Below are 19010 nucleotides of genomic sequence, written 5' to 3'. Positions count from 1 at the left end.
CGACGTGCTCCTCTCCGTACGACCGGTATCCGTTGTCCTGGCGCGGCGGGACGAGGAGGCCCTGCTCCTCGTAGTAGCGCAGCATCCGGGGGGCCACCCCTGTCAGCTCGGCGAGCTCTCCCACGCGCATCGTGATCCCCTTCATCGTCGGGCTTGACCTTGACATAAATGTCAAGGTTTACGGTCCGAGCATGACACAGACGACGACACATGTTCCGGACATGACCCGCAAGACCTGGGCGGCGCTGCTCACCCTCGCCGGCGCGGGCTTTGCGACCGTCACCATCGAGCTGCTCCCTGCCGGACTGCTGCCCTCGATGGCTCATGACCTCGGGGTCTCGCGGGGCCGGATCGGACTGCTCGTCACGGCCTGGGCTCTCACCGTCGCGGCCCTCAGCCTCCCCCTCGAGCGACTCACCCGCAGGCTCCCTCGCCGCGGGGTGATGCTCGGCGCGGTGCTGGTCAGTGCCGGCGCGGCTCTCCTTGCGGCGACGGCTCCCGCGTACGGGCAGCTGGTCGTCGCCCGGGTCGTGGCCGCGGGTGCGCACGGCCTGCTGTGGGCTCTGCTCGTGCCGTACGCCGCGTCGCTCGTCGACGAGCGGCACATCGGGAAGGCGGTGTCGGTCGTCCTCGTCGGACCGACCGCAGCGGGCGTCGTCGGCGTGCCGCTCGGTACGGCGGCCGCCGAGCTCGTCGGCTGGCGGGCGGTGCTCGTGGGCGCGGGTGTCCTCCTCGTCGTCGCTTCGCTCGCACTCGTGACGGTGCTTCCTCCAGGTGCCGCCCCGGGCCAGAAACCCCTGCCCGCGGGCGCCGTGCCCGCAGGTCGCGACCGCTCGCTCGTCCGCGTGACCGTCACCGCGACCTTGGGCGCGCTGGTGCTCGTCGGTCACTTCCAGGTGTTCACCTACGTCGGTCCCCTCGTGACGCGCGTCGCGGGCATGGACTCCGCGGCCCTCGGCGGCGTGCTCGCGCTGTTCGGCGCCACAGGGGCGCTGGGGCTCGCGATCGCCGGGCCACTGTCGGACCGGTTCCCGACGGCGGCTCTCCCGGGGACCGCGATCGCCTTCGCGATCACCGTGCTCGCGATCACGGCGCTCGACACGAGCACCGTGGTCGCCCTGGTGGTCGTCGGGGTCTGGGGAACGATGATCGGGCTGTTCCCGCCGGTCTTCCAGTCGACCGTGATGCGGATCGCCTCACCGGCGGCACGCGGCGCCGCGGGGGCGGTCGTCGTCACCGCGCTCAACCTCGGGATCGCCGCCGGTGCTGCCTCCGGAGCGTGGCTGCTGGAGAACCGCGGGGTCGACGCCCTCGCCCCGGTCGCGGCCCTCGCCGTCGGCGTCGCCGCCACCGGCCTCGTGATCAGCGCAGCACGTGGCGCTCGGTCGCCAGCACCTCGCCGCGGCGATGGTGGACGACCACCAGCCCCGCAAGAGGCAGAGGCCCCGCGCTGAGCGCGTCGGCGTCGACCCCGACCGCCTTGAGCATGCGCGGGATCACCGTCCGGTGGCCGCAGGCCGCGACAGGGCGCCCGTGCTCGACGTCCTCGGCCATCGCTTCCGTCACCGGCCGCTGCTTCGCCGGGCCGCCGTCGCGCGGTTCGTCGAGTCGGTGGTCGACGGTGATGGGACGGTGAGTGGCGTCGGCGTAGGGCTCGAGCGTCTGCACACAGCGAAGGGCACCGCTCGAGTGCAGGTGGTGCACGCCGTACGCCGACAGGACGGGCCGGAGCCGTCCGGCCTCACGCCTGCCTGCCGCGGTCAACGGGCGGACGAGGGGCTCCTTGCGCCAGCGGCTGCGCGAGCGGGCCTGCGCGTGGCGGACCACCACCAGCGTCCGCGTCCGGTGGGCGTCGGACCCGACGCGCTCACCGAAGGCCTCGAGCACCGCCCGGTCGGTGTCGTACGAGAGCCGCTTCGGCGCCTTGTCGAGCGTGACCCAGGCGACGCCGTCGATCTCCTTGTTGGGCACGTAAGTGTCGGCGTCTCCGCTGACCGGAGTCGCCGACCAGTAGGCGACGTTCTTGAGCCGGCCCTTGGCGAACTCGTACTCGAGCTCCATCAACGGCACACCCAACCGCGCCAGGACGCCGGTCTCCTCCTCGACCTCGCGGACCGCCGTCGTGGGTCGGAGCTCGCCGCGCTCGACGGTCCCCTTGGGGATGCTCCAGTCGTCGTGGCGCGCGCGGTGGACGAGGAGGATCTCGAGCCCGTCCTTGGGACGGGAGCCGGCCGGCCGCCACACGACGGCGCCGGCGGACATGCGCACGGGGCGGCTCACACCAGACCGCCGGCCGTAGCCCTGGCCTTCGCCTCCGCACGCGCTCGGGCTCGGCGGGCGCGAGTGCGCTCGATCAGCGTCTGCTGCAGGTCACGCAGCGGACCGTCAGGGGAGGTGGCGCGGCTCCAGGTGCCGTCGGGGCCGAGGTTCCACGCGTCGGTCCCCGGGTCCATGGACAGGTCGAGGACGTTGCCGATCTCGGCGATGTGCTCGGGCCGGTCGAGTCGTACGAGCACCTCGACACGGCGGTCGAGGTTGCGGTGCATCAGGTCGGACGAGCCGATCCAGACCTGCGGGTCGCCGCCGTTGGTGAACCACAACAGCCGGCTGTGCTCGAGGAAGCGCCCGAGGATGCTCCGCACGACGATGTTGTCGCTCATCCCCGGGACACCGGGCCGCAGGGCACAGATGCCCCGGACGACCATCTCCACCCCGACGCCCGCACGCGACGCCCGGTAGAGCGCGTCGATGACCTCCTCGTCGACGATCGAGTTGACCTTGATCCTGATCCCGGCAGGGCGTCCGGCCCGATGGTGCTCGATCTCGCGCTCGATGCTGTCCACGATGCCGGAACGCACGCCGGCAGGAGCCACCATCAGCTCGCGGTAGGACTCCCGCCGGGAGTAGCCCGACAGGTTGTTGAAGAGGTCGGTGAGATCGTCGGCGATGTCGGTGTCGGTCGTGAGCAGGCCGTAGTCCTCGTACAGGCGGGCCGTCTTGGGGTTGTAGTTGCCGGTGCCGATGTGCGCGTAGCGGCGCAGCCCGTCCGGCTCGTCGCGCACCACCAGGCACAGCTTGCAGTGGGTCTTGAGCCCCAGCAGGCCGTAGACGACGTGGCATCCGGCACGCTCCAGCTTGCGTGCCCAGCGGATGTTGGCCTGCTCGTCGAAGCGCGCCTTGATCTCGATGAGGACCAGCACCTGCTTGCCCGCCCGGGCGGCGTCGATGAGCGAGTCGATGATGGGGGAGTCGCCGGAGGTCCGATAGAGGGTCTGCTTGATCGCGAGCACGCGCGGGTCCGCCGCGGCCTGCTCGACGAAGCGCTGGACGCTCGTCGCGAACGAGTCGTACGGGTGGTGGATCAGCACGTCGTGCTGGCGCAGCGCCGCGAACATGTCGACGGGACTGGACGTCTCGACCTCGGCGAGATCGGGGTGCGTCGCGGGCACGAAGGGCTCGAACTGCAGCTCGGGCCGGTCGAGGTCGGCGATCTGGTGCAGGCTGGCCAGGTCGAGCGGAGCCGGGAGCCGGAAGACCTCGTCCGGGCTGATGTCGAGCTCGGTCACGAGCAGCTCGAGCACGTGGTCGTCCATCGTGTCCTCGACCTCGAGGCGCACGGGAGGGCCGAACTTCCGGCGAAGCAGCTCCTGCTCCAGCGCCTTGAGGAGGTTCTCGGCGTCGTCCTCCTCCACCTCGAGGTCCTCGTTGCGGGTCACGCGGAACGCGTGGTGCCCGGTGATCTCCATCCCGGGGAACAGCGCGTCGAGGTGTGCCGCGATGACCTCCTCGAGCGCCACGAACCGGGCAGGACCGACCGTCACCCAGCGGTCGAAGATCGGCGGCACCTTGACCCGGGCGAAGTGCGACTTGCCGGTGACCGGGTTGCGCATGACGACGGCCAGGTTGAGGGAGAGACCCGAGATGTAGGGGAAGGGATGGGCGGGATCGACCGCCAACGGGGTCAGCACCGGGAAGACCCGGGCCCGGAAGACGCGCGAGGCGTCGTCGCGCTCGTCCGGCTCGAGGTCGTCCCAGTGCAGGAGCGCGATCCCTCGCTCGTCGAGCCGCTCCGTGAGCTCCTCCGTCAGGAGGGCGCCCTGCCGAGACATCAGCTCGCGGCTGCGCTGCAGGCTCGCGGACCACACCTCGCGGGGCTGCATGCCGCTGGCGCGCCGTGATGCCAGGCCCGCCGCGAGCCGTCGCTTGAGGCCGGCGATGCGGACCATGAAGAACTCGTCGAGGTTGCCCGAGAAGATCGCCGTGAAGCGTACGCGCTCGAGCAGCGGCACCGACGTGTCCTCGGCCAGCTCGAGCACCCGCTGGTTGAAGGCCAACCACGACAGCTCCCGATCGCTGAGCCGGTCGTCGGGCAGGTCCGGTCCGTGGTCGACGAACGGCGGGTCCACGTCGAACGAGTCCGGCGAGCTCGGGTGCTCCTCGACGATGGCGGGTGGGGGAAGGACTTCGGCCATTCCCGCATCGTGCCACGCACCAGCGACGAGCGGGTGACGCGGATCAGCGGCTGGTGCCGACCCACAGCCGGTGACCGGCGCCGACCGTCACCTCGGCGACGCGGACGAACCCCGACGCCTCGAGGACGGCGACGTGCTCGGTGAGCAGCGTCATCGCGGCGGCGACGCCGTCGGTCTCCTCCAACGCGGCCGTGATGCAGGCCTGAAGGATGTCGGCACGCTCGTGCGGGGCGAGGTCGGGGACGACGGCCAGCGTGGTGAGCACGACGTCCGGCGCGACTCGGCTCAGCATGTCGGCGACGGTGGTCTCCGCCGCGCCCAGCGCCTCGCGGACGTCCTCTCCGGGATCGAGCGCCGCGTGGACGGTGGCGGCGTCGAGCTCGAGCCGAACGGTCTCGCGAAGGCCCTCGGAGAGCCCGACCGCTCCGAGACGGACCTCGTGGCGCGGCATCCAGACTGTCGCGGCCTGGAGGACGCCGTCGCGCTCGGCCACCCACAGCTTGCCCTGCTGAAGCACGAGATGGCTGAGGGCGAGCCGGGTGACGACCGCCGCGACCTGGGGATCCAGAGGCCCGTCGACGGTGCCGTCGCCGTCGATGTCCAGCGCGGGAGCGGAGACTTCGAGGAGCCTGGCCGCATGGGTCACGTCGACCAGCCCGGCGCGGCGGACGAGGTAGGAGGCGCTGGGCTCCAGCGACGCGGTCATTCATCCACCCTGGCACTCGCCCCCAAGCGGTGCGGCCGCACGACGCGGATCAGAGGTTGCGACCGTAGAGGACGTCGCGAGCGCTCTCGGTGAAGCCCAGCCCGTGGTACGTGGCGAGCGCAGGGGTGTTGTCGCCCTCGACGTAGAGGTCGATCCGTGCCAGTCCGAGCCCGGTGAGGTGGTGGAGTCCTCGGAGCGTCAGTGCCTTGCCGAGCCCGTGCCCCTGCTCGGACGGGTCGACGCCGACGACGTACACCTCACCGACCTCGCCGCCCTCGATGGCCGGCGGGTCCACCTTGGTCCAGTGGAAGCCGACGACCCGTCCGTCACGCTCGGCGACGAACAGCCCGGCCGGGTCGAACCACGGCAGGGTGGCCCGCGCTCGGAAGTCGGCCTCGTCCATCGCACCCTGCTCCGGGTGCATCGCGAAGGCGCGAGCGTTGACGGCGACCAGTCCTGCGGTGTCCTCGTCTCGCCAGGGCCGGATCGTCACCCCGTCGATGCCGCGCTCCTCGGGCAGCGGATCGGCGGTGGTCCGCTCGAGGACGACGAGCGTGCGTACGACCCCCAGGCCGCGGCTGCGAGCGAGGGCCTGCGCTGGTGGGAGGTCTCCGTGAGCCCAGAAGCGGCTCTCGCCCTCGTTCAGAAGACGGTCGAGGAGCGCGCCACCGACGCCGTGCCGACGGTGGTGGGGATCCACGAACACCTCGACGGGCGCGTCCCCGGCGGCGTACGCGACACCGACGAGGTCGTCACCGTCACGGGTCGCATGGTCGACGCGCGGTGGGTGGGCGGCGGCGATCGCTATCCGGCTCGCCTCGTTGAGCGGGGACACGCCGTCCGCGGCAGCCACCCTCTCAGCGAGCGCGACACGGGGGTCGACCGCGGCGGTCATCGGCGTGGTCCTGTGCCGGAGCCTGCACGGAGCACCCGGAGCTGGGTGGCCGCCTCGGCGGCGACGGCGATGGCGAGGCTCTTGGCGTCCCCGCTGTCGGAATCGAGCTCGGGCACGAGAACCTGCACCTTTCCTGCGGTGAAGAGGTCGGCGGCGGACACACGCTGAGCCGTCGCCATCTCCGCGGCGTGGTCGGCGTCGCCGTGGACGATCGCGGACGCGCCCTCTGGTGGCAGCGGCGAGAGCCACGCACTCTGGGTGGCGACCACGACGTCGGCGGGGAAGAGTGCGAGCGCCCCGCCCCCGCAGCCCTCGCCCAGCAGGACGGCGACCGTGGGCACCGTCATCGTCGCCATCGTCGCGATGCAGCGCGCGATCTCGCCGGCGATCGCACCCTCCTCGGCGGCCTTGGACAGGTCAGCGCCTGGGGTGTCGATGAACGAGACGAGCGGGAGACCGAGCTCCTCGGCCAGCCGCATCCCGCGTCTGGCCTCGCGGAGCGCGCCGGGACCCATCGGCGCCCGCGCCTGCGCCTGGCGGTCCTGACCGACGACCACGCACGGCTCTCCGTCGAGTCGGGTCAGGGCGACGATCATCGCGCTGTCGCGCTCGCCCTCGTCGGTGCCCTGGAGGCGGATGGTGTCCTCACCACCGACGCGCAGCACCTCGCGGACACCGAGGCGTCCCGGTGCCCGGGTGCGCTCGATGGCCGCCCAGGTGTCGCCGCTCCCGGTCGCGACCGGCTCCCTCCGCGGGAGGGCGGCCGGTCGTGGCGGGTCGACGAGGATCCCGAGCGTGCGGTCGACCAGTGCGGGGAGATCCTCCGCGGTCACGACGGCGTCGAGGATGCCGTGGTGCGCGAGGTTCTCGGCGGTCTGGACGCCTTCGGGGAACGGGCGGTGGTGGAGCACCTCGTACACCTTCGGGCCGAGGAAGCCGACCAGAGCGCCGGGCTCGGCGACGGTGACGTGGCCCAGCGAGCCCCACGAGGCGAAGACGCCACCGGTCGTGGGATGCCCGAGATGGACGAGGTACGGGAGCCCCGCTGCCTTGTGGTCCATGATCGCGCGGGAGATGTCGATCATGTGGAGGAAGGCCGGCGTCCCCTCCTGCATGCGCGTGCCGCCCGAGGCGGTGGTGGCCAGGACGGGGATGCGTTCCTCGGTCGCCCGGCGTACGGCGTGGACGATGCGGCGGGCCGCGTCCTCGCCGATGGAGCCCGCGAGGAAGCGGAACTCGCTCGCGACGACGGCGACCGGTCGACCCCTCACGGTGGCCCGGCCGGTGATCACCGACTCGTCGCGCCCGGAGCGCTCGGCGGCCCGCAGGAGCTCACGCTGATAGGCATCCGGCCAGCGGCCGATGTCGATCGGAGAGTCCCACGACGCGAACGAGTCGGCGTCGAGGACGAGCTCGACCAGGTCCGACGCCGTACGGCGTGCGCTCATGCTCCGTCCTTTCCGGTCAACGGGCGGTGGTGTGCCGTGCTCCCGCTCGTGGACGTTCGGCGTCGTCGCCCGAGCCGGCGTCGGAGCTCGCGGTCGTGCCGGCGTCGCGACGGTCGCGCGACTGCGCTACGAAGCGGTAGCCGACGTTGCGCACGGTCCCGATCAGTGTCTCGTTGTCGGGGCCGAGCTTGGCGCGCAGCCGGCGCACGTGCACGTCGACGGTCCGGGTCCCTCCGAAGTAGTCGTACCCCCACACCTCCTGGAGCAGCTGCTGCCGGGTGAAGACGCGACCGGGGTGCTGAGCGAGGAACTTGAGGAGCTCGAACTCCTTGAACGTGAGGTCGAGCGAGCGGCCGTCGAGACGCGCGGTGTAGGTCACGTCGTCGACGGTCAGCCCGCCGGAGCGGATGACGTGCGAGTCGGGCTCGCCGCCCGCCTCGGCTGCGACCCGCCCGATCGCCAGTCGCAGACGGGCCTCGACCTCGGCCGGGCCGGCGGTGGTGAGGACGACGTCGTCCATGCGCCAGTCGGCGGCCACGACGGCGAGCCCACCCTCGGTGACGATGAGCACCAGCGGGGCGTCCATGCCGGTGGTGCGGAGGAGACGGGTGAGCCCGCGGGCCTGGGCCAGGTCGGTGCGCCCATCGATGAGGACGGCGTCGCACGACGGCGCATCCAGCAGCGCGCTGGCCTCGGGCGGGAGGATCTTGACGTGGTGGGGCAGGAGCGCCAGCGCAGGCAGTACTTCGATGGAGGACTGCGTACTCGGTGTCAGCAGGAGCAAGGTGGACATCGCGTAACCCTTCTGCGGATACAAAGAAAGCCCAGGGCTCTGCCCAGGGCTTCATTGCTTGCCTCACAATAGACGACGTGTCGGATGCATCAACAGCCGGTAACCGAGGCGCCGCGAGCAGTTCGAGCGTCACCGTCCGCTATTGGGCCGCTGCGCGTGCCGCTGCTGGCCGCGAGGTGGACGAGGTCGATCCCGGCACCGTGGCCGAGGTCCTCGACGCCGTGAGGGCGTTGCACGCCGGCAACGAGCGCTTCATGCGCGTGCTGGAGATCTGCTCGGTCCTGGTCGGCGAAGAGCCCCTCGGGAGTGCCGATCCGGCCACCGTCACGGTGGGGCCCGGCGGACGACTCGAGCTGCTCCCGCCCTTCGCCGGCGGCGCGGGTCGGCCCGAGACCGACCGCACGTGAGTCGCGTTCGCGAGGAAGCACGCTCGCCCCTCGGGCTGACCGCCTTCGCGCCTTGGGTGGTCACGTGCGCGCTGGTCGCTCTGCTGGTGCTCGCCGACTTCGCCGGACCCGTCGTGGTGGCGGGTGCGGTGCTCCTGGTGCAGCTGGTGCTGGCCGCGTCCCCTCCGCCGGCCGGCGTCACCCGCGCCCCCGCGCGGTCGCCGAAGGTGGCGCCGATCGCCTTGGCGGGTCTGGCCGCGGCGGTCGTCACCCTCGCACCCACGACGATCTCGGGTGCGGCGGGAACGGTGGCGACCGCGAGCGCGTCCGTCGCTGGGGGCTCCCTCGCGGGTGTCGGGATCGCCTTCCCCGTGCTGGTGCTGGCGGCCCTCCTCGGTCAGCTCCGTCGTCCGCCTCCGCGACCCGATGTCGTCACTGCACTCGGAGAGGTCGTCGTCACAGGCACGATCGCTCTGATGGCGACGGGCTGGCTGGCGGCGGCGCTGTCACCGGTCGGTCGTCCGGCGATCGTCGTCGCGGCGGTCGTGACCGTGATCATGGTCCTCGCCGACCGGTCGGTTCGGATGCGACCGGTGACCCAGGTCTGGGCGCTCGCGCTGAGTGCGTTGAGCGGCATCGTGCTCGCTTCTCTCGAGGGTGCCCACGCCCTGGTGGGCGGGATCGCCGCGCTGGCGATCGCCGGTGCGGTGCTCGCCGGAGGTGCGGTGGGTCGCCGGTGGCGCCCGCTGCCTCCTGCGCGGTGGGCGATGGAGGTGACCGCGCCGATCGCGCTGGCCGGTCCGGTCGTGTTCGTCGCGTCGTTGGTCTGGGCGGGCATCTGATCGGACGGCCGGTCCGGCGCCCGAGGGAGGACGGGTTCAAACGGGTGGTCCGTACTCTTGGAACGTGCCCCTCGGAGTCTCCGTCCTCGTCGTCGTGCTCATCGTCACCGGCGCCTTCGCGCTGTTCCGCCACCGCCGCGACGGGCGTGTCCGTGCCGCCGGGCCGGTGGCACCGACGCCTCCGGTCGATGGTGCTCCCGCCCCGGCCGAGCCTGCCGTGCTCACCGCTGCCGACATCGGTTCCGGACTGGGAGAGGCTGCCACGCTGGTCCAGGTCTCGAGTGCCTTCTGTGCTCCGTGCCGTGCGGCGCGGGTGCTCCTGACTCGGGTGGCCGACGGGCGCGACGACGTGGCCTACGTCGACGTCGACGCCGAGTCTCACCTCGACCTCGTACGCCGCCTCGGCATCCTGCGTACTCCGACGGTGCTCGTCCTCGACCGTGACGGCGCGGTCGTCGGTCGCGCCTCCGGCGTCCCACGGGTCACTGAGATCGAGGCGGTTCTCGACAGCGTCACAAAGACGCGTGTCTCGGATGATGGATAGCCGTCTCATTTGTTGGACGGGAAAGTGACCGGTGGGGGATCGCCGCCTACTCTTGCGGCATGCCTCCCACGACACACCTGACCAGGCGACGGGCAGTCGACAACTGCCGCGTGCGCTCGGCGCTGTGTCGCATGCGCTGAACGAACCCACCTGTCCGCCGCCCGTGCGGCACCGTTCTGCGCCTGGAGTCTCCATGTCTCACACCTCGTCGACCACCCCGCGTCGAGCTGCTCCCACCGCCGGCCCCGATGCCGGTCTTCACGGAGTGGTCGACCCGCGGGGTCAACGCTTCTCCGCCGCGATCACCGCGGCCGTCCTCGCGGTCGCTCTCGTGACGATCGGCTCGTCGCTCGCGACGGTGCTGATCGCGTTCCAGGCCCTCGTCTTCGCCCTCGGGGTGCTCGTGGGACCGGCGGGCACGCCGTACGCCCAGCTGTTCGCGCGGCTCGTACGGCCCCGCATCGGCGCTCCGACGGAGACCGAGGACGCCCGCCCGCCGCGCTTCGCCCAGTCGGTGGGGCTCGTCTTCACCCTGATCGCCCTCGTCGCCTCGCTCGTCGGTGCCGCACCGGTCGCCGCGGTCGCCGTCGGCTTTGCGCTGGCAGCAGCGCTGCTCAACGCCGTCACCGGCTTCTGCCTCGGCTGCGAGATGTACCTCATCGTCCGACGGGTCTCGCCGCAGCGGGCCTGACTGCACGACTCATCAGCACCACCCATCCAGCGTCACACCAACCGTGGAGGTATCCCATGAGCCGCGACACCGCGCTCGTCACCGCCGACTGGGTCGAGGAGCACCTGTCCGACCCGAACGTCGTGCTCGTCGAGGTCGACGAGGACACGACGGCCTACGAGAAGGGCCACATCGCCGGAGCGATCAAGCTCGACTGGAAGACCGACCTGCAGGACCCGGTCCGTCGGGACTTCGTCAGCAAGGAGCAGTTCGAGGCGCTCCTGTCCGAGCGTGGCGTGAGCAACGACGACACCGTCGTGCTCTACGGCGGCAACAACAACTGGTTCGCGGCCTACGCCTACTGGTACTTCAAGCTGTACGGCCACCAGGACGTCAAGCTGCTCGACGGGGGCCGCAAGAAGTGGGAGCTCGACAGCCGCGAGCTCGTCAAGGAGATCCCGACCCGCGAGAAGACGTCCTACACCGCCTCGGAGCAGGACACCTCCATCCGCGCCTTCCGTGACGAGGTCGTCGCCGCGATCGGCGTCCAGAACCTCATCGACGTGCGCAGCCCCGACGAGTTCGCCGGGCGCCTGCTCGCTCCTGCCCACCTCCCGCAGGAGCAGGCCCAGCGCGGCGGCCACATCCCCACGGCCGGCAACGTCCCGTGGAGCAAGGCAGCCAACGACGACGGCACCTTCAAGAGCAACGAGGAGCTGGAGGCGCTCTACGCCGAGGCCGGCCTCGACCGCAGCAAGGACACCATCGCCTACTGCCGCATCGGCGAGCGCTCGTCGCACACGTGGTTCGTGCTCCAGGAGCTCCTCGAGATCCCGAACGTGAAGAACTACGACGGCTCCTGGACCGAGTACGGCTCGCTGATCGGCGTCCCCGTCGCGCTCGGCGACGAGCCCGGCGAGGCCTGAGCCCGTGTGCGGCGCGACCCGCGGCGGCCCCAGCCTGGAGGGGGTCGACCTCGCGAAGGAGTCCGTGATCCAGGGCATCGTCACCAGGTCCGGCGAGCCGGTCGGCAACGCCTACGTACGGCTGCTCGACGCCACCGGCGAGTTCACCGCCGAGGTCCCGACGTCGGAGACCGGCCAGTTCCGGTTCTTCGCCGCTCCCGGCGAGTGGACGCTGCGCACTCTCGCGCCGCGCGCGCGCTCGGTCGACCGCCAGGTCAAGGCCCAGCGTGGGAGCGCCGTCGACATCGAGGTGACGATCGAGGCGGCCTGACAGTACGGCACAACGAAGCCCCCGCACCGGATCTCGGGCGGGGGCTTCGTCGTACGTCGGGAGCTGCCTCGTACGGGCGGCTGGCTCAGCTGACCTCGGTCTCGCTGCCGAGCTTGGCGGCATCAGGGTTGAGGCGAAGGTACTTCTTGACCTTGTCGTTGCGGACCATGCGCCAGAGCTCCTCGCCCTTCTCCTCGTCGAGGTTGACCACGTTCATGCCGTTGTCGAGGTTGCGTGTCGACGGCGATCCGAGGGGGACGGTGAGGAAGTCGACGTCGTCCACGCTGACGCCGCGCAGCGCCAAAGCAAGACCGGTGATATCGGAGGTCGTGAAGTTCTCGTCGATCGTGAGGTTCGCGGCGACGGACTCGACCGTCTTCTGGAGCGAGATCGGGTTGCTGACGTTGGTCCCGCTCATCATCTCCTTGAGGAGGAGACGGATGAAGTTCTGCTGGCGCTTGATGCGGCCGAAGTCGCCGTCGGTGAGCCCGTAGCGGGTGCGCACGTACTGGAGGGCCCGCTTGCCCTTGAGGTTGTGCCAGCCCTTCTTCCACTCCACCTTCTGGGAGGAGTCGTAGAACGTCTCGGGGATGTAGACCCGAACCCCGCCGACAGCTGCCGTCATGTCCTGGAAGCCGTCCCAGTCCATGATCACCATGTGGTCCAGACGCAGGTCGGTGAAGTTCTCGACCGTCGCGATCGCGCCCGACGGGCCGTAGTCGGCGAACGCGGCGTTGATCTTGTTCTCGCCGCGTGGCTCACCCTCCTCGTCGTAGATCGTGACCCAGGAGTCGCGGGGGATCGAGATGACCGAGACCTTCTTACGGTCGGCGGAGATGTGGGCGACCATGATCGTGTCGCTGCGGTGGATCCTGCCGTCCTTCCACCGCCCGTCCGCGCCGAGGTCGGCCTTGATCGACGACTTGTTCTTGTTGCCGTCGGCCTCGGCGTCGGCCCCGAGCACGAGGATGTTGAGGGCTTCGCCGGGGGCGGGGTCGGGGCGGTTCTCCTCCTTGATGGAGGCCTGCCCTTTGACGGTGTCGATGTTGTCGAGGTTGGTCATCAACCCGTACGCGTACGTGGCGCCGCCGACGAGCACCACGGAGAGCACTGCGGCGACGGACGCGCCGATCCAGTGCCGGCGCAGCCAACCGCGCGGCTTCTCGCCGCGTCGCTTCCCGGCGCCGTCGTAGTCGCTCATCCCTCTCCCTGTCCAGCACAGCGCAGCCCAAGCGGACGGCCGGGGCTGCGGTCTCGCTCATTGTGCCCCATGAAAGGTCATCAGCCCAGGCGATGTCTCATCTTCGGCGCATCTCGGCGCTGTCGAGGATCAACGTCACCGGGCCGTCGTTGATCATCTCCACCGCCATGTCCGCTCCGAACACTCCACGTTCGACGTGCGCCCCGAGTTCCTGCAGCGCGCGGCAGTATTCCTCGTAGAGCGGCTCGGAGACCGGCGCCGGCGCCGCATCTCCCCACGACGGTCGCCGGCCCTTGCGGACGTCGGCGTACAGCGTGAACTGACTGATGACCAGGAGGGGAGCGGCGAGGTCGGAGGCCGAGCGCTCCCCGTGGAGGATCCGCAGGCCCCACGTCTTGGCGGCCAGCGCGACGGCGTCGTCGGGGCTGTCGACGTGCGTGACACCGAGGAGGACGACCAGCCCCGGGCGCTCGATCGCGCCCACGACCTTCCCCTCGACCCGGACCGACGCAGAGCTGACTCGCTGGATCACCGCACGCATCCGCACAGTGTGACGGAGGGGCGGCCGGTCGCACGTAGACTGGCGGCATGCCGTTCGAGATTCCCGAGGACCTGCACCCCGACATCCTCGGATTGGCCTGGTTGCTCGGGCAGTGGCACGGCAACGGCCGCGGTGACTATCCGACGATCGAGTCGTTCTCCTTCGAGCAGGACGTCGCGTTCGCGCACGACGGCCGTCCGTTCCTCCACTACTTCAGCCAGACGTGGATCACCGACGAGTCGGGCGAGCGCGTCCGGCCGGGGGCGCTCGAGACGGGCTTCCTCCGTCCCGGGGGGCCGATCGACAAGGCCAAGGGGCCGGTCGAGCTGCTCCTCGCGCACCCGACGGGCTTCGTCGAGATCTACTTCGGCGAGCTGGACGGTCCTCGCCTGACTCTGCAGACCGACGCGGTCGTCCGTACGCCGACGGCCAAGGAGTACACCGCCGGCCAGCGGATGTACGGGCTCGTCGAGGGCGACCTCATGTATGCCTACGACATGGCGGCACAGGGGCAACCCATGCAGTCCCACCTCTGGGGGCAGCTCAAGCGTGTCTGACGTCGACGCACCGACCTATCGCAGTCCCCTCCTCGATCTGCCTGGCGCGGTCGAGGGCGACGGCGTCGACCGAGGCGTCGCAGCCCACTACGGAGCGATCAGCCCCGAGCAGCGAGCCCTCGAGGCCGGACAGGCGTTCGTCGACCTGTCCCACCGCGACGTCCTCACGATCACCGGCGCTGACCGGCTCGGCTGGCTGCACTCGCTGACCACCCAGGCCTTCGACCGGCTGTCGCCTGGCAATCCCACCCAGGCGCTCGTCCTGTCGCCCCAGGGCCGGGTGGAGCACGCCTTCCACGGCGTGGACGACGGTGAGACCTTCGTGGCGCACACCGAGCCCGGTCGCGGCACTGCGCTGGCGGCGTACCTCGACTCGATGCGGTTCATGATGCGGGTCGATGTCACGCTCGCTACCGGCACCCACGCGGTCCTCGGGCTGTCCGGCCTCCGGTACGCCGTGATCCCGCGGGCCGAGCTGGCGTCGGCGCCTGACACGTACGGGACACCTGCCGGCACCTGGGCCTGGGAGGCGTTGCGGATCGCCGCCGGTGTGCCGCGCCCCGGGCTCGACACCGACGACAAGTCGATCCCCAACGAGTACGGGTGGCAGTACGACGCCGCCACCGGCACGTCGGATCTCATGCAGGCGGTGCACCTCGACAAGGGCTGCTACCGCGGACAGGAGACGGTCGCCCGGATCCACAACCTCGGTCGCCCGCCCCGCCGTGCGGTCCTGCTGCACCTCGACGGCTCGGCCGAGCACCTGCCCTCCCATGGCGCCGAGGTCCAGCTGGACGGGCGACGGGTCGGATTCGTCGGGTCGACGGCGCGTCACCACGAGCTCGGGCCGATCGCCCTCGCCGTCGTGAAGCGCAACGTGCCCGTCGAGGAGACGCTCCTCGTCGACGGTGTCCCCGCCGCGCAGGAGGCGCTGGTCGACCCCGAGATCGGCCTGCACGTGCGTCCGGCGCTCTGAGACCGCTTGCTAGGGTCCCCGCATGCGTATCTCGGTCATCGGCTGCTCCTACCTGGGCGCCGTCACCTCGTCGTGCCTGGCGCGGATGGGTCATGACGTCACCGGAGTCGACATCGCCACCCGTATCGTCGACGACCTCTCGGCCGGGCGTGCGCCGTTCTTCGAGCCCGGACTCCAGGATCTCCTGAGCGAGCAGCGCGACACCGGCCGGCTCCGCTACACGACCGACCCTGCGGCCGTCGCCGGGAGCACGGTCCATTTCGTGTGCGTCGGCACGCCCCAGAGCGCGGGCGAGAACGCGGCCGACCTCAGCCAGGTCGACAGTGCGATCGAGGGCCTGCTGCCACACCTTGCACCGGGTGACGTGGTCGTCGGCAAGTCCACGGTGCCGGTGGGCACGGCGGCCCGGATCGCCGCCCGGATCGCGCAGGTGCAGCCCGAGGCCACGCTCGTCTGGAACCCGGAGTTCCTGCGTGAGGGCTTCGCCGTCGAGGACACGCTGCACCCCGACCGGATCGTCTACGGGTTGCCGGAGGGCGCCGCCGGCGCGCGGGCGCGGGCCGTCCTCGACGAGGTGTACGCCGCGCCGCTCGCCGAGGGTGCGCCGCTGGTCGTCACCGACTACCCGACCGCCGAGCTGGTGAAGGTGGCCGCCAACTCGTTCCTGGCCACCAAGATCTCCTTCATCAACGCGATGGCCGAGCTGTGCGAGGTCGCCGGAGCCGACGTGACCGCACTGGCCGACGCGATCGGCCACGACGACCGCATTGGACGCACGTTCCTCAACGCCGGGATCGGGTGCGGCGGCGGCTGCCTGCCGGAGGACATCCGTGCGTTCATGGCACGCGCTGGCGAGCTCGGTGCCGACGAGGCACTGACCTTCCTCCGCGAGGTCGACACGATCAACCTGCGTCGCCGCGACAGGGTGGTCGAGATCGCGCGCCAGGTCCTCGACGGCGCCGTCACCGGCCGTACGATCGCCGTGCTCGGTGCCGCCTTCAAGCCCAACAGCGACGACGTCCGCGACTCGCCCGCGCTGGACGTGGCAGCGCGCCTGCACGTCCACGGCGCCGAGGTGCGTGTCACCGACCCCCACGCGATCGACAACGCGCGGCGCCTGCACCCCGAGCTGACCTATGTGCCGTCGGTCGACGAGGCCGTGGACGGCGCCGACCTCGTCCTCCTGCTCACCGAGTGGCGCGAGTACGTCGCGCTCGACCCGGCAGCGCTGGCCAAGCAGGTCCGCAGCGCCGTCGTGGTCGACGGACGCAACGTGCTCGACCCGATCCAGTGGCGCGAGGCCGGCTGGACCTACCGGGGTCTCGGCCGGCCGTAGTCAGCCGCGCCCCGACGCACGTCCGATATCACACCCGCCCGATTCGTGGTCCGGCGTGCCCGGCCCATAGACTTGATTGGCTATGACTGAATCCGCGCCACTCGATGCGCACCCTTCTTTTGCTGACCTTCTCGACGACGAGCGGCTGGTCCGCGCCCTTGCTGACGTCGGCTACGAATCGCCGTCCCCCATCCAGGCCGAGGCGATCCCCCCGCTGCTCGCCGGCCGCGACATCATCGGCATGGCGCAGACCGGCACCGGCAAGACCGCTGCCTTCGCGCTGCCGATCCTGTCCGGCATCGACGTGTCCCGACGCGACACGCAGGCACTCGTGCTGGCCCCGACCCGTGAGCTGGCGCTCCAGGTCTCCGAGGCGTTCGCGTCGTACGCCAAGCACCTGCCCGGCCTCAACGTCGTCCCCGTCTACGGTGGGGCGGGCTACACCGAGCAGCTCGCCGCGCTCCGCAAGGGCGCGCACGTCGTCGTCGGCACGCCCGGTCGCGTGATCGACCACCTCGAGCGCGGCCGCCTCGACCTGACGACCATCTCCTACCTCGTCCTCGACGAGGCCGACGAGATGCTCAAGATGGGCTTCGCCGAGGACGTCGAGCGGATCCTGCGCGACACACCCACGACGAAGCAGGTGGCGCTGTTCTCGGCCACGATGCCGTCGACGATCCGCCGACTGGCCAACCAGTACCTCAAGGATCCCATCGAGGTGAGGGTCAAGGCCAAGACGGTCACCGCCAAGAACGTGCGCCAGCGCTGGCTGCTGGTCCCGCACTTCCGCAAGCTGGACGCTCTCGCCCGCTTCCTCGAGGTCGAGCCGCACGAGGGCGTCATCGTCTTCGTCCGGACCAAGCAGGTGACCGAGGAGCTCGCCGAGCAGCTGCGGGCGTACGGCCACACGGCGCAGGCCATCAACGGCGACCTGGTGCAGGCGCAGCGTGAACGTGCCGTCAACGCTCTCAAGAACGGCTCGCTCGACATCCTCGTGGCGACCGACGTCGCGGCCCGCGGCCTCGACGTCGACCGCGTGAGCCACGTCATCAACTACGACATCCCGCACGACCCCGAGGCGTACGTGCACCGGATCGGTCGTACGGGTCGTGCTGGCCGCAGCGGTGACGCCGTCCTCTTCGTCACCCCGCGCGAGCGTCGCCTCCTGGGTGTCATCGAGCGCACCACCGGTCAGCCGGTGACGCCGATGGACATCCCGACCGCCGAGCAGGTCAACGCCCGCCGGGTCGAGCAGTTCGAGGAGGCGATCACCGACGCCCTCGCGACCAAGGACGTGCACCTCTTCCGCGGGCTCGTGGGCAAGTACGCCGCGTCCACCGGAGTGGACCCGCTCGACGTCGCGGCGGCACTCGCCGTCCGCGCCCACGAGGGACGGTCGTTCCTGCTCGACGCCAAGGACGACATCGTCCTGAGCGAACGCGACCGAGGACGCGACCGAGCCGACCGCAGCGAGCGCCCGGAGCGGCCCCAGCGGCCGACGCCGGACGGCATGGCCGTCTACCGGCTCGCCGTCGGCAAGCGTCAGCGCGCTACCCCGAAGTCGATCATGGGCGCGCTGGCCAACGAGGGCGGGCTCGGCCGGTCCGACTTCGGCAACATCTCGATCCGCTTCGACCACTCGTTGGTGGAGCTGCCCGACCCGCTGCCCAGCGGCGCCGAGAGCGCACTGAGCCGGACGCGGATCGGCGGAGAGCTGATCAACCTCGAGCGCGACCGAGGCGCACGCGGCCACGCCGGTGGCAGCGGCGGGGGCCGTCGCAGCGGTGGTGGTCGATCCTGGGACAGCGCGGGCAAGGGACCAGTACGCTCGGCCAGGACGCCACGACGCAAGGGGTAGGCGATGCACGCTCTTGGCACCGTCGTCCAGCACTACGACTGGGGATCGCCCACCGTCCTCCCGAGGATGCTGGGCGAAGAGCCTGACGGCAGCCCGTGGGCCGAGCTCTGGATGGGCACCCATCCCCTCGGCCAGTCGACGGTCGCCGTCGAGGGCGGCGCCGCCGTCCCGCTCAGCGAGGTCGTCGGGCGGCCCCTCCCGTACCTCTTGAAGATCCTGGCGATCGACAAGCCTCTCTCGTTGCAGGTCCATCCCGAGGCCGTCATGGCCGAGCGAGGTTTCGCCCGCGAGAACGAGCGCGGTGTCGCGCTGGATGCTCCGCACCGCGTCTTCAAGGACCCGCACCACAAGCCCGAGATGGTCTATGCGCTGACCCCGTTCGAGGGTCTGATCGCGTTCCGCCCGACCGCCGAGGTGTGGCACGTGCTCGAAGGGTTGGAGTCACCGCTTGCACGACGCCTCCACGACGAGCTCGGCGCCGACCCCGGCTTCCCCGGCCTCGTCCGCATGGTGGGGCGGTTGCTGTCCCCCTGGATGGGCCCGGCGGCC

21 protein-coding genes are annotated in these 19010 nt (G+C 70.9%); 12 read left to right on the top strand and 9 right to left on the bottom strand.

Features of this window, described 5'->3' with window-relative positions; translation table 11 throughout:
• A partial coding sequence (locus PV363_RS17930) for a MerR family DNA-binding transcriptional regulator (RefSeq protein ID WP_366525445.1) occupies window positions 1-130 on the bottom strand: 130 nt, incomplete at its 3' end.
• Between the two features lie 61 nt (window positions 131-191).
• Here PV363_RS17930 and PV363_RS04040 point away from each other — a divergent pair.
• On the top strand, window positions 192-1454 hold the full coding sequence (locus PV363_RS04040; protein ID WP_301021725.1) for an MFS transporter: 1263 nt from the start codon (window positions 192-194) through the stop codon (window positions 1452-1454).
• Here PV363_RS04040 and PV363_RS04035 read toward each other — a convergent pair.
• Genes PV363_RS04035 through PV363_RS04010 form a run of 6 tightly spaced genes read right to left on the bottom strand, consistent with a single transcriptional unit; the run spans window position 1363 to window position 8314 of the window.
• Complete coding sequence (locus PV363_RS04035) at window positions 1363-2262, bottom strand: NUDIX hydrolase (protein ID WP_255559735.1); 900 nt, start codon at window positions 2260-2262, stop codon at window positions 1363-1365. The genes PV363_RS04040 and PV363_RS04035 overlap by 92 nt on opposite strands.
• 14 nt (window positions 2263-2276) lie before the next feature.
• Window positions 2277-4472, bottom strand: a complete 2196-nt coding sequence (locus PV363_RS04030; protein ID WP_220343330.1) for an RNA degradosome polyphosphate kinase — start codon at window positions 4470-4472, stop codon at window positions 2277-2279.
• Between the two features lie 43 nt (window positions 4473-4515).
• A complete protein-coding gene (locus PV363_RS04025; RefSeq protein WP_220346025.1) occupies window positions 4516-5178 on the bottom strand; it encodes a hypothetical protein in 663 nt (220 codons plus the stop codon).
• Between the two features lie 49 nt (window positions 5179-5227).
• Window positions 5228-6073 carry a mycothiol synthase gene (gene mshD, locus PV363_RS04020; RefSeq protein WP_301021724.1) on the bottom strand — a complete coding sequence of 282 codons (846 nt, stop codon included), beginning with the start codon at window positions 6071-6073 and terminating at the stop codon, window positions 5228-5230.
• Window positions 6070-7521: a carboxyl transferase domain-containing protein gene (locus tag PV363_RS04015; protein ID WP_301021723.1), complete on the bottom strand. Its 1452-nt coding sequence runs from the start codon at window positions 7519-7521 to the stop codon at window positions 6070-6072. Before PV363_RS04015 ends, mshD begins: the two co-directional genes overlap by 4 nt.
• 16 nt (window positions 7522-7537) lie before the next feature.
• Window positions 7538-8314: a response regulator transcription factor gene (locus tag PV363_RS04010; protein WP_220343334.1), complete on the bottom strand. Its 777-nt coding sequence runs from the start codon at window positions 8312-8314 to the stop codon at window positions 7538-7540.
• Window positions 8315-8391: 77 nt separating this feature from the next.
• On the opposite strand from PV363_RS04010, the gene PV363_RS04005 reads away from it, so the two are divergent.
• The 6 genes from PV363_RS04005 to PV363_RS03980 all read left to right on the top strand — a co-directional run bounded on the left by PV363_RS04005 (window position 8392) and on the right by PV363_RS03980 (window position 11992).
• Window positions 8392-8721 (top strand): MoaD/ThiS family protein, encoded by a 330-nt coding sequence (locus PV363_RS04005; RefSeq protein ID WP_220343335.1) that lies wholly within the window; start codon window positions 8392-8394, stop codon window positions 8719-8721.
• On the top strand, window positions 8718-9542 hold the full coding sequence (locus PV363_RS04000) for a hypothetical protein (RefSeq protein WP_220343336.1): 825 nt from the start codon (window positions 8718-8720) through the stop codon (window positions 9540-9542). Before PV363_RS04005 ends, PV363_RS04000 begins: the two co-directional genes overlap by 4 nt.
• Before the next feature lie 64 nt (window positions 9543-9606).
• On the top strand, window positions 9607-10086 hold the full coding sequence (locus PV363_RS03995; RefSeq protein ID WP_220343337.1) for a thioredoxin family protein: 480 nt from the start codon (window positions 9607-9609) through the stop codon (window positions 10084-10086).
• Between the two features lie 193 nt (window positions 10087-10279).
• A complete protein-coding gene (locus PV363_RS03990; protein ID WP_220343338.1) occupies window positions 10280-10777 on the top strand; it encodes a DUF4395 domain-containing protein in 498 nt (165 codons plus the stop codon).
• A 56-nt stretch (window positions 10778-10833) separates the two neighbouring features.
• On the top strand, window positions 10834-11682 hold the full coding sequence (locus PV363_RS03985) for a sulfurtransferase (protein WP_220343339.1): 849 nt from the start codon (window positions 10834-10836) through the stop codon (window positions 11680-11682).
• 4 nt (window positions 11683-11686) lie between these two features.
• The gene (locus PV363_RS03980) at window positions 11687-11992 is read left to right on the top strand and encodes a DUF1416 domain-containing protein (RefSeq protein WP_220343340.1); all 306 of its coding nucleotides are present in this window, start codon (window positions 11687-11689) and stop codon (window positions 11990-11992) included.
• 85 nt (window positions 11993-12077) lie between these two features.
• On the opposite strand, the gene PV363_RS03975 is transcribed toward PV363_RS03980, so the two are convergent.
• Complete coding sequence (locus PV363_RS03975; protein ID WP_220366294.1) at window positions 12078-13193, bottom strand: LCP family protein; 1116 nt, start codon at window positions 13191-13193, stop codon at window positions 12078-12080.
• Window positions 13194-13290: 97 nt separating this feature from the next.
• Entirely contained in the window at window positions 13291-13734 is a 444-nt protein-coding gene (gene dtd / locus PV363_RS03970; RefSeq protein ID WP_301021722.1) for a D-aminoacyl-tRNA deacylase, read from the bottom strand.
• Between the two features lie 47 nt (window positions 13735-13781).
• Here dtd and PV363_RS03965 point away from each other — a divergent pair, with 47 nt between their 5' ends.
• From PV363_RS03965 to PV363_RS03945, 5 genes are all read left to right on the top strand, one after another.
• Complete coding sequence (locus PV363_RS03965) at window positions 13782-14291, top strand: FABP family protein (RefSeq protein ID WP_220366293.1); 510 nt, start codon at window positions 13782-13784, stop codon at window positions 14289-14291.
• On the top strand, window positions 14284-15267 hold the full coding sequence (locus PV363_RS03960) for a folate-binding protein (RefSeq protein ID WP_301021721.1): 984 nt from the start codon (window positions 14284-14286) through the stop codon (window positions 15265-15267). The genes PV363_RS03965 and PV363_RS03960 overlap by 8 nt, the downstream gene beginning before the upstream one ends.
• A gap of 22 nt (window positions 15268-15289) precedes the next feature.
• Window positions 15290-16603 (top strand): UDP-glucose/GDP-mannose dehydrogenase family protein, encoded by a 1314-nt coding sequence (locus tag PV363_RS03955; RefSeq protein WP_301021720.1) that lies wholly within the window; start codon window positions 15290-15292, stop codon window positions 16601-16603.
• Between the two features lie 82 nt (window positions 16604-16685).
• A complete protein-coding gene (locus PV363_RS03950) occupies window positions 16686-18461 on the top strand; it encodes a DEAD/DEAH box helicase (RefSeq protein ID WP_220343346.1) in 1776 nt (591 codons plus the stop codon).
• A 3-nt stretch (window positions 18462-18464) separates the two neighbouring features.
• On the top strand, window positions 18465-19010 hold a 546-nt coding region (locus PV363_RS03945), incomplete at its 3' end, for a type I phosphomannose isomerase catalytic subunit (protein WP_366525444.1).

It is taken from the genome of Mumia sp. (assembly GCF_028803055.1).
Taxonomy (GTDB): Bacteria; Actinomycetota; Actinomycetes; order Propionibacteriales; family Nocardioidaceae; genus Mumia.
This window is presented reverse-complemented; position numbering and strand designations above follow the sequence as displayed.

Excerpts from the sequence above, each read along its gene's own strand:
- PV363_RS04040 (WP_301021725.1), top strand. The coding sequence starts at position 192 with ATGACACAGACGACGACACATGTTCCGGACATGACCCGCAAGACCTGG.
- PV363_RS04035 (WP_255559735.1), bottom strand. The coding sequence starts at position 2,262 with ATGTCCGCCGGCGCCGTCGTGTGGCGGCCGGCCGGCTCCCGTCCCAAG.
- PV363_RS04030 (WP_220343330.1), bottom strand. The coding sequence starts at position 4,472 with ATGGCCGAAGTCCTTCCCCCACCCGCCATCGTCGAGGAGCACCCGAGC.
- PV363_RS04025 (WP_220346025.1), bottom strand. The coding sequence starts at position 5,178 with ATGACCGCGTCGCTGGAGCCCAGCGCCTCCTACCTCGTCCGCCGCGCC.
- mshD (WP_301021724.1), bottom strand. The coding sequence starts at position 6,073 with ATGACCGCCGCGGTCGACCCCCGTGTCGCGCTCGCTGAGAGGGTGGCT.
- PV363_RS04015 (WP_301021723.1), bottom strand. The coding sequence starts at position 7,521 with ATGAGCGCACGCCGTACGGCGTCGGACCTGGTCGAGCTCGTCCTCGAC.
- PV363_RS04010 (WP_220343334.1), bottom strand. The coding sequence starts at position 8,314 with ATGTCCACCTTGCTCCTGCTGACACCGAGTACGCAGTCCTCCATCGAA.
- PV363_RS03990 (WP_220343338.1), top strand. The coding sequence starts at position 10,280 with ATGTCTCACACCTCGTCGACCACCCCGCGTCGAGCTGCTCCCACCGCC.
- PV363_RS03985 (WP_220343339.1), top strand. The coding sequence starts at position 10,834 with ATGAGCCGCGACACCGCGCTCGTCACCGCCGACTGGGTCGAGGAGCAC.
- PV363_RS03975 (WP_220366294.1), bottom strand. The coding sequence starts at position 13,193 with ATGAGCGACTACGACGGCGCCGGGAAGCGACGCGGCGAGAAGCCGCGC.
- dtd (WP_301021722.1), bottom strand. The coding sequence starts at position 13,734 with ATGCGTGCGGTGATCCAGCGAGTCAGCTCTGCGTCGGTCCGGGTCGAG.
- PV363_RS03965 (WP_220366293.1), top strand. The coding sequence starts at position 13,782 with ATGCCGTTCGAGATTCCCGAGGACCTGCACCCCGACATCCTCGGATTG.
- PV363_RS03955 (WP_301021720.1), top strand. The coding sequence starts at position 15,290 with ATGCGTATCTCGGTCATCGGCTGCTCCTACCTGGGCGCCGTCACCTCG.
- PV363_RS03950 (WP_220343346.1), top strand. The coding sequence starts at position 16,686 with ATGACTGAATCCGCGCCACTCGATGCGCACCCTTCTTTTGCTGACCTT.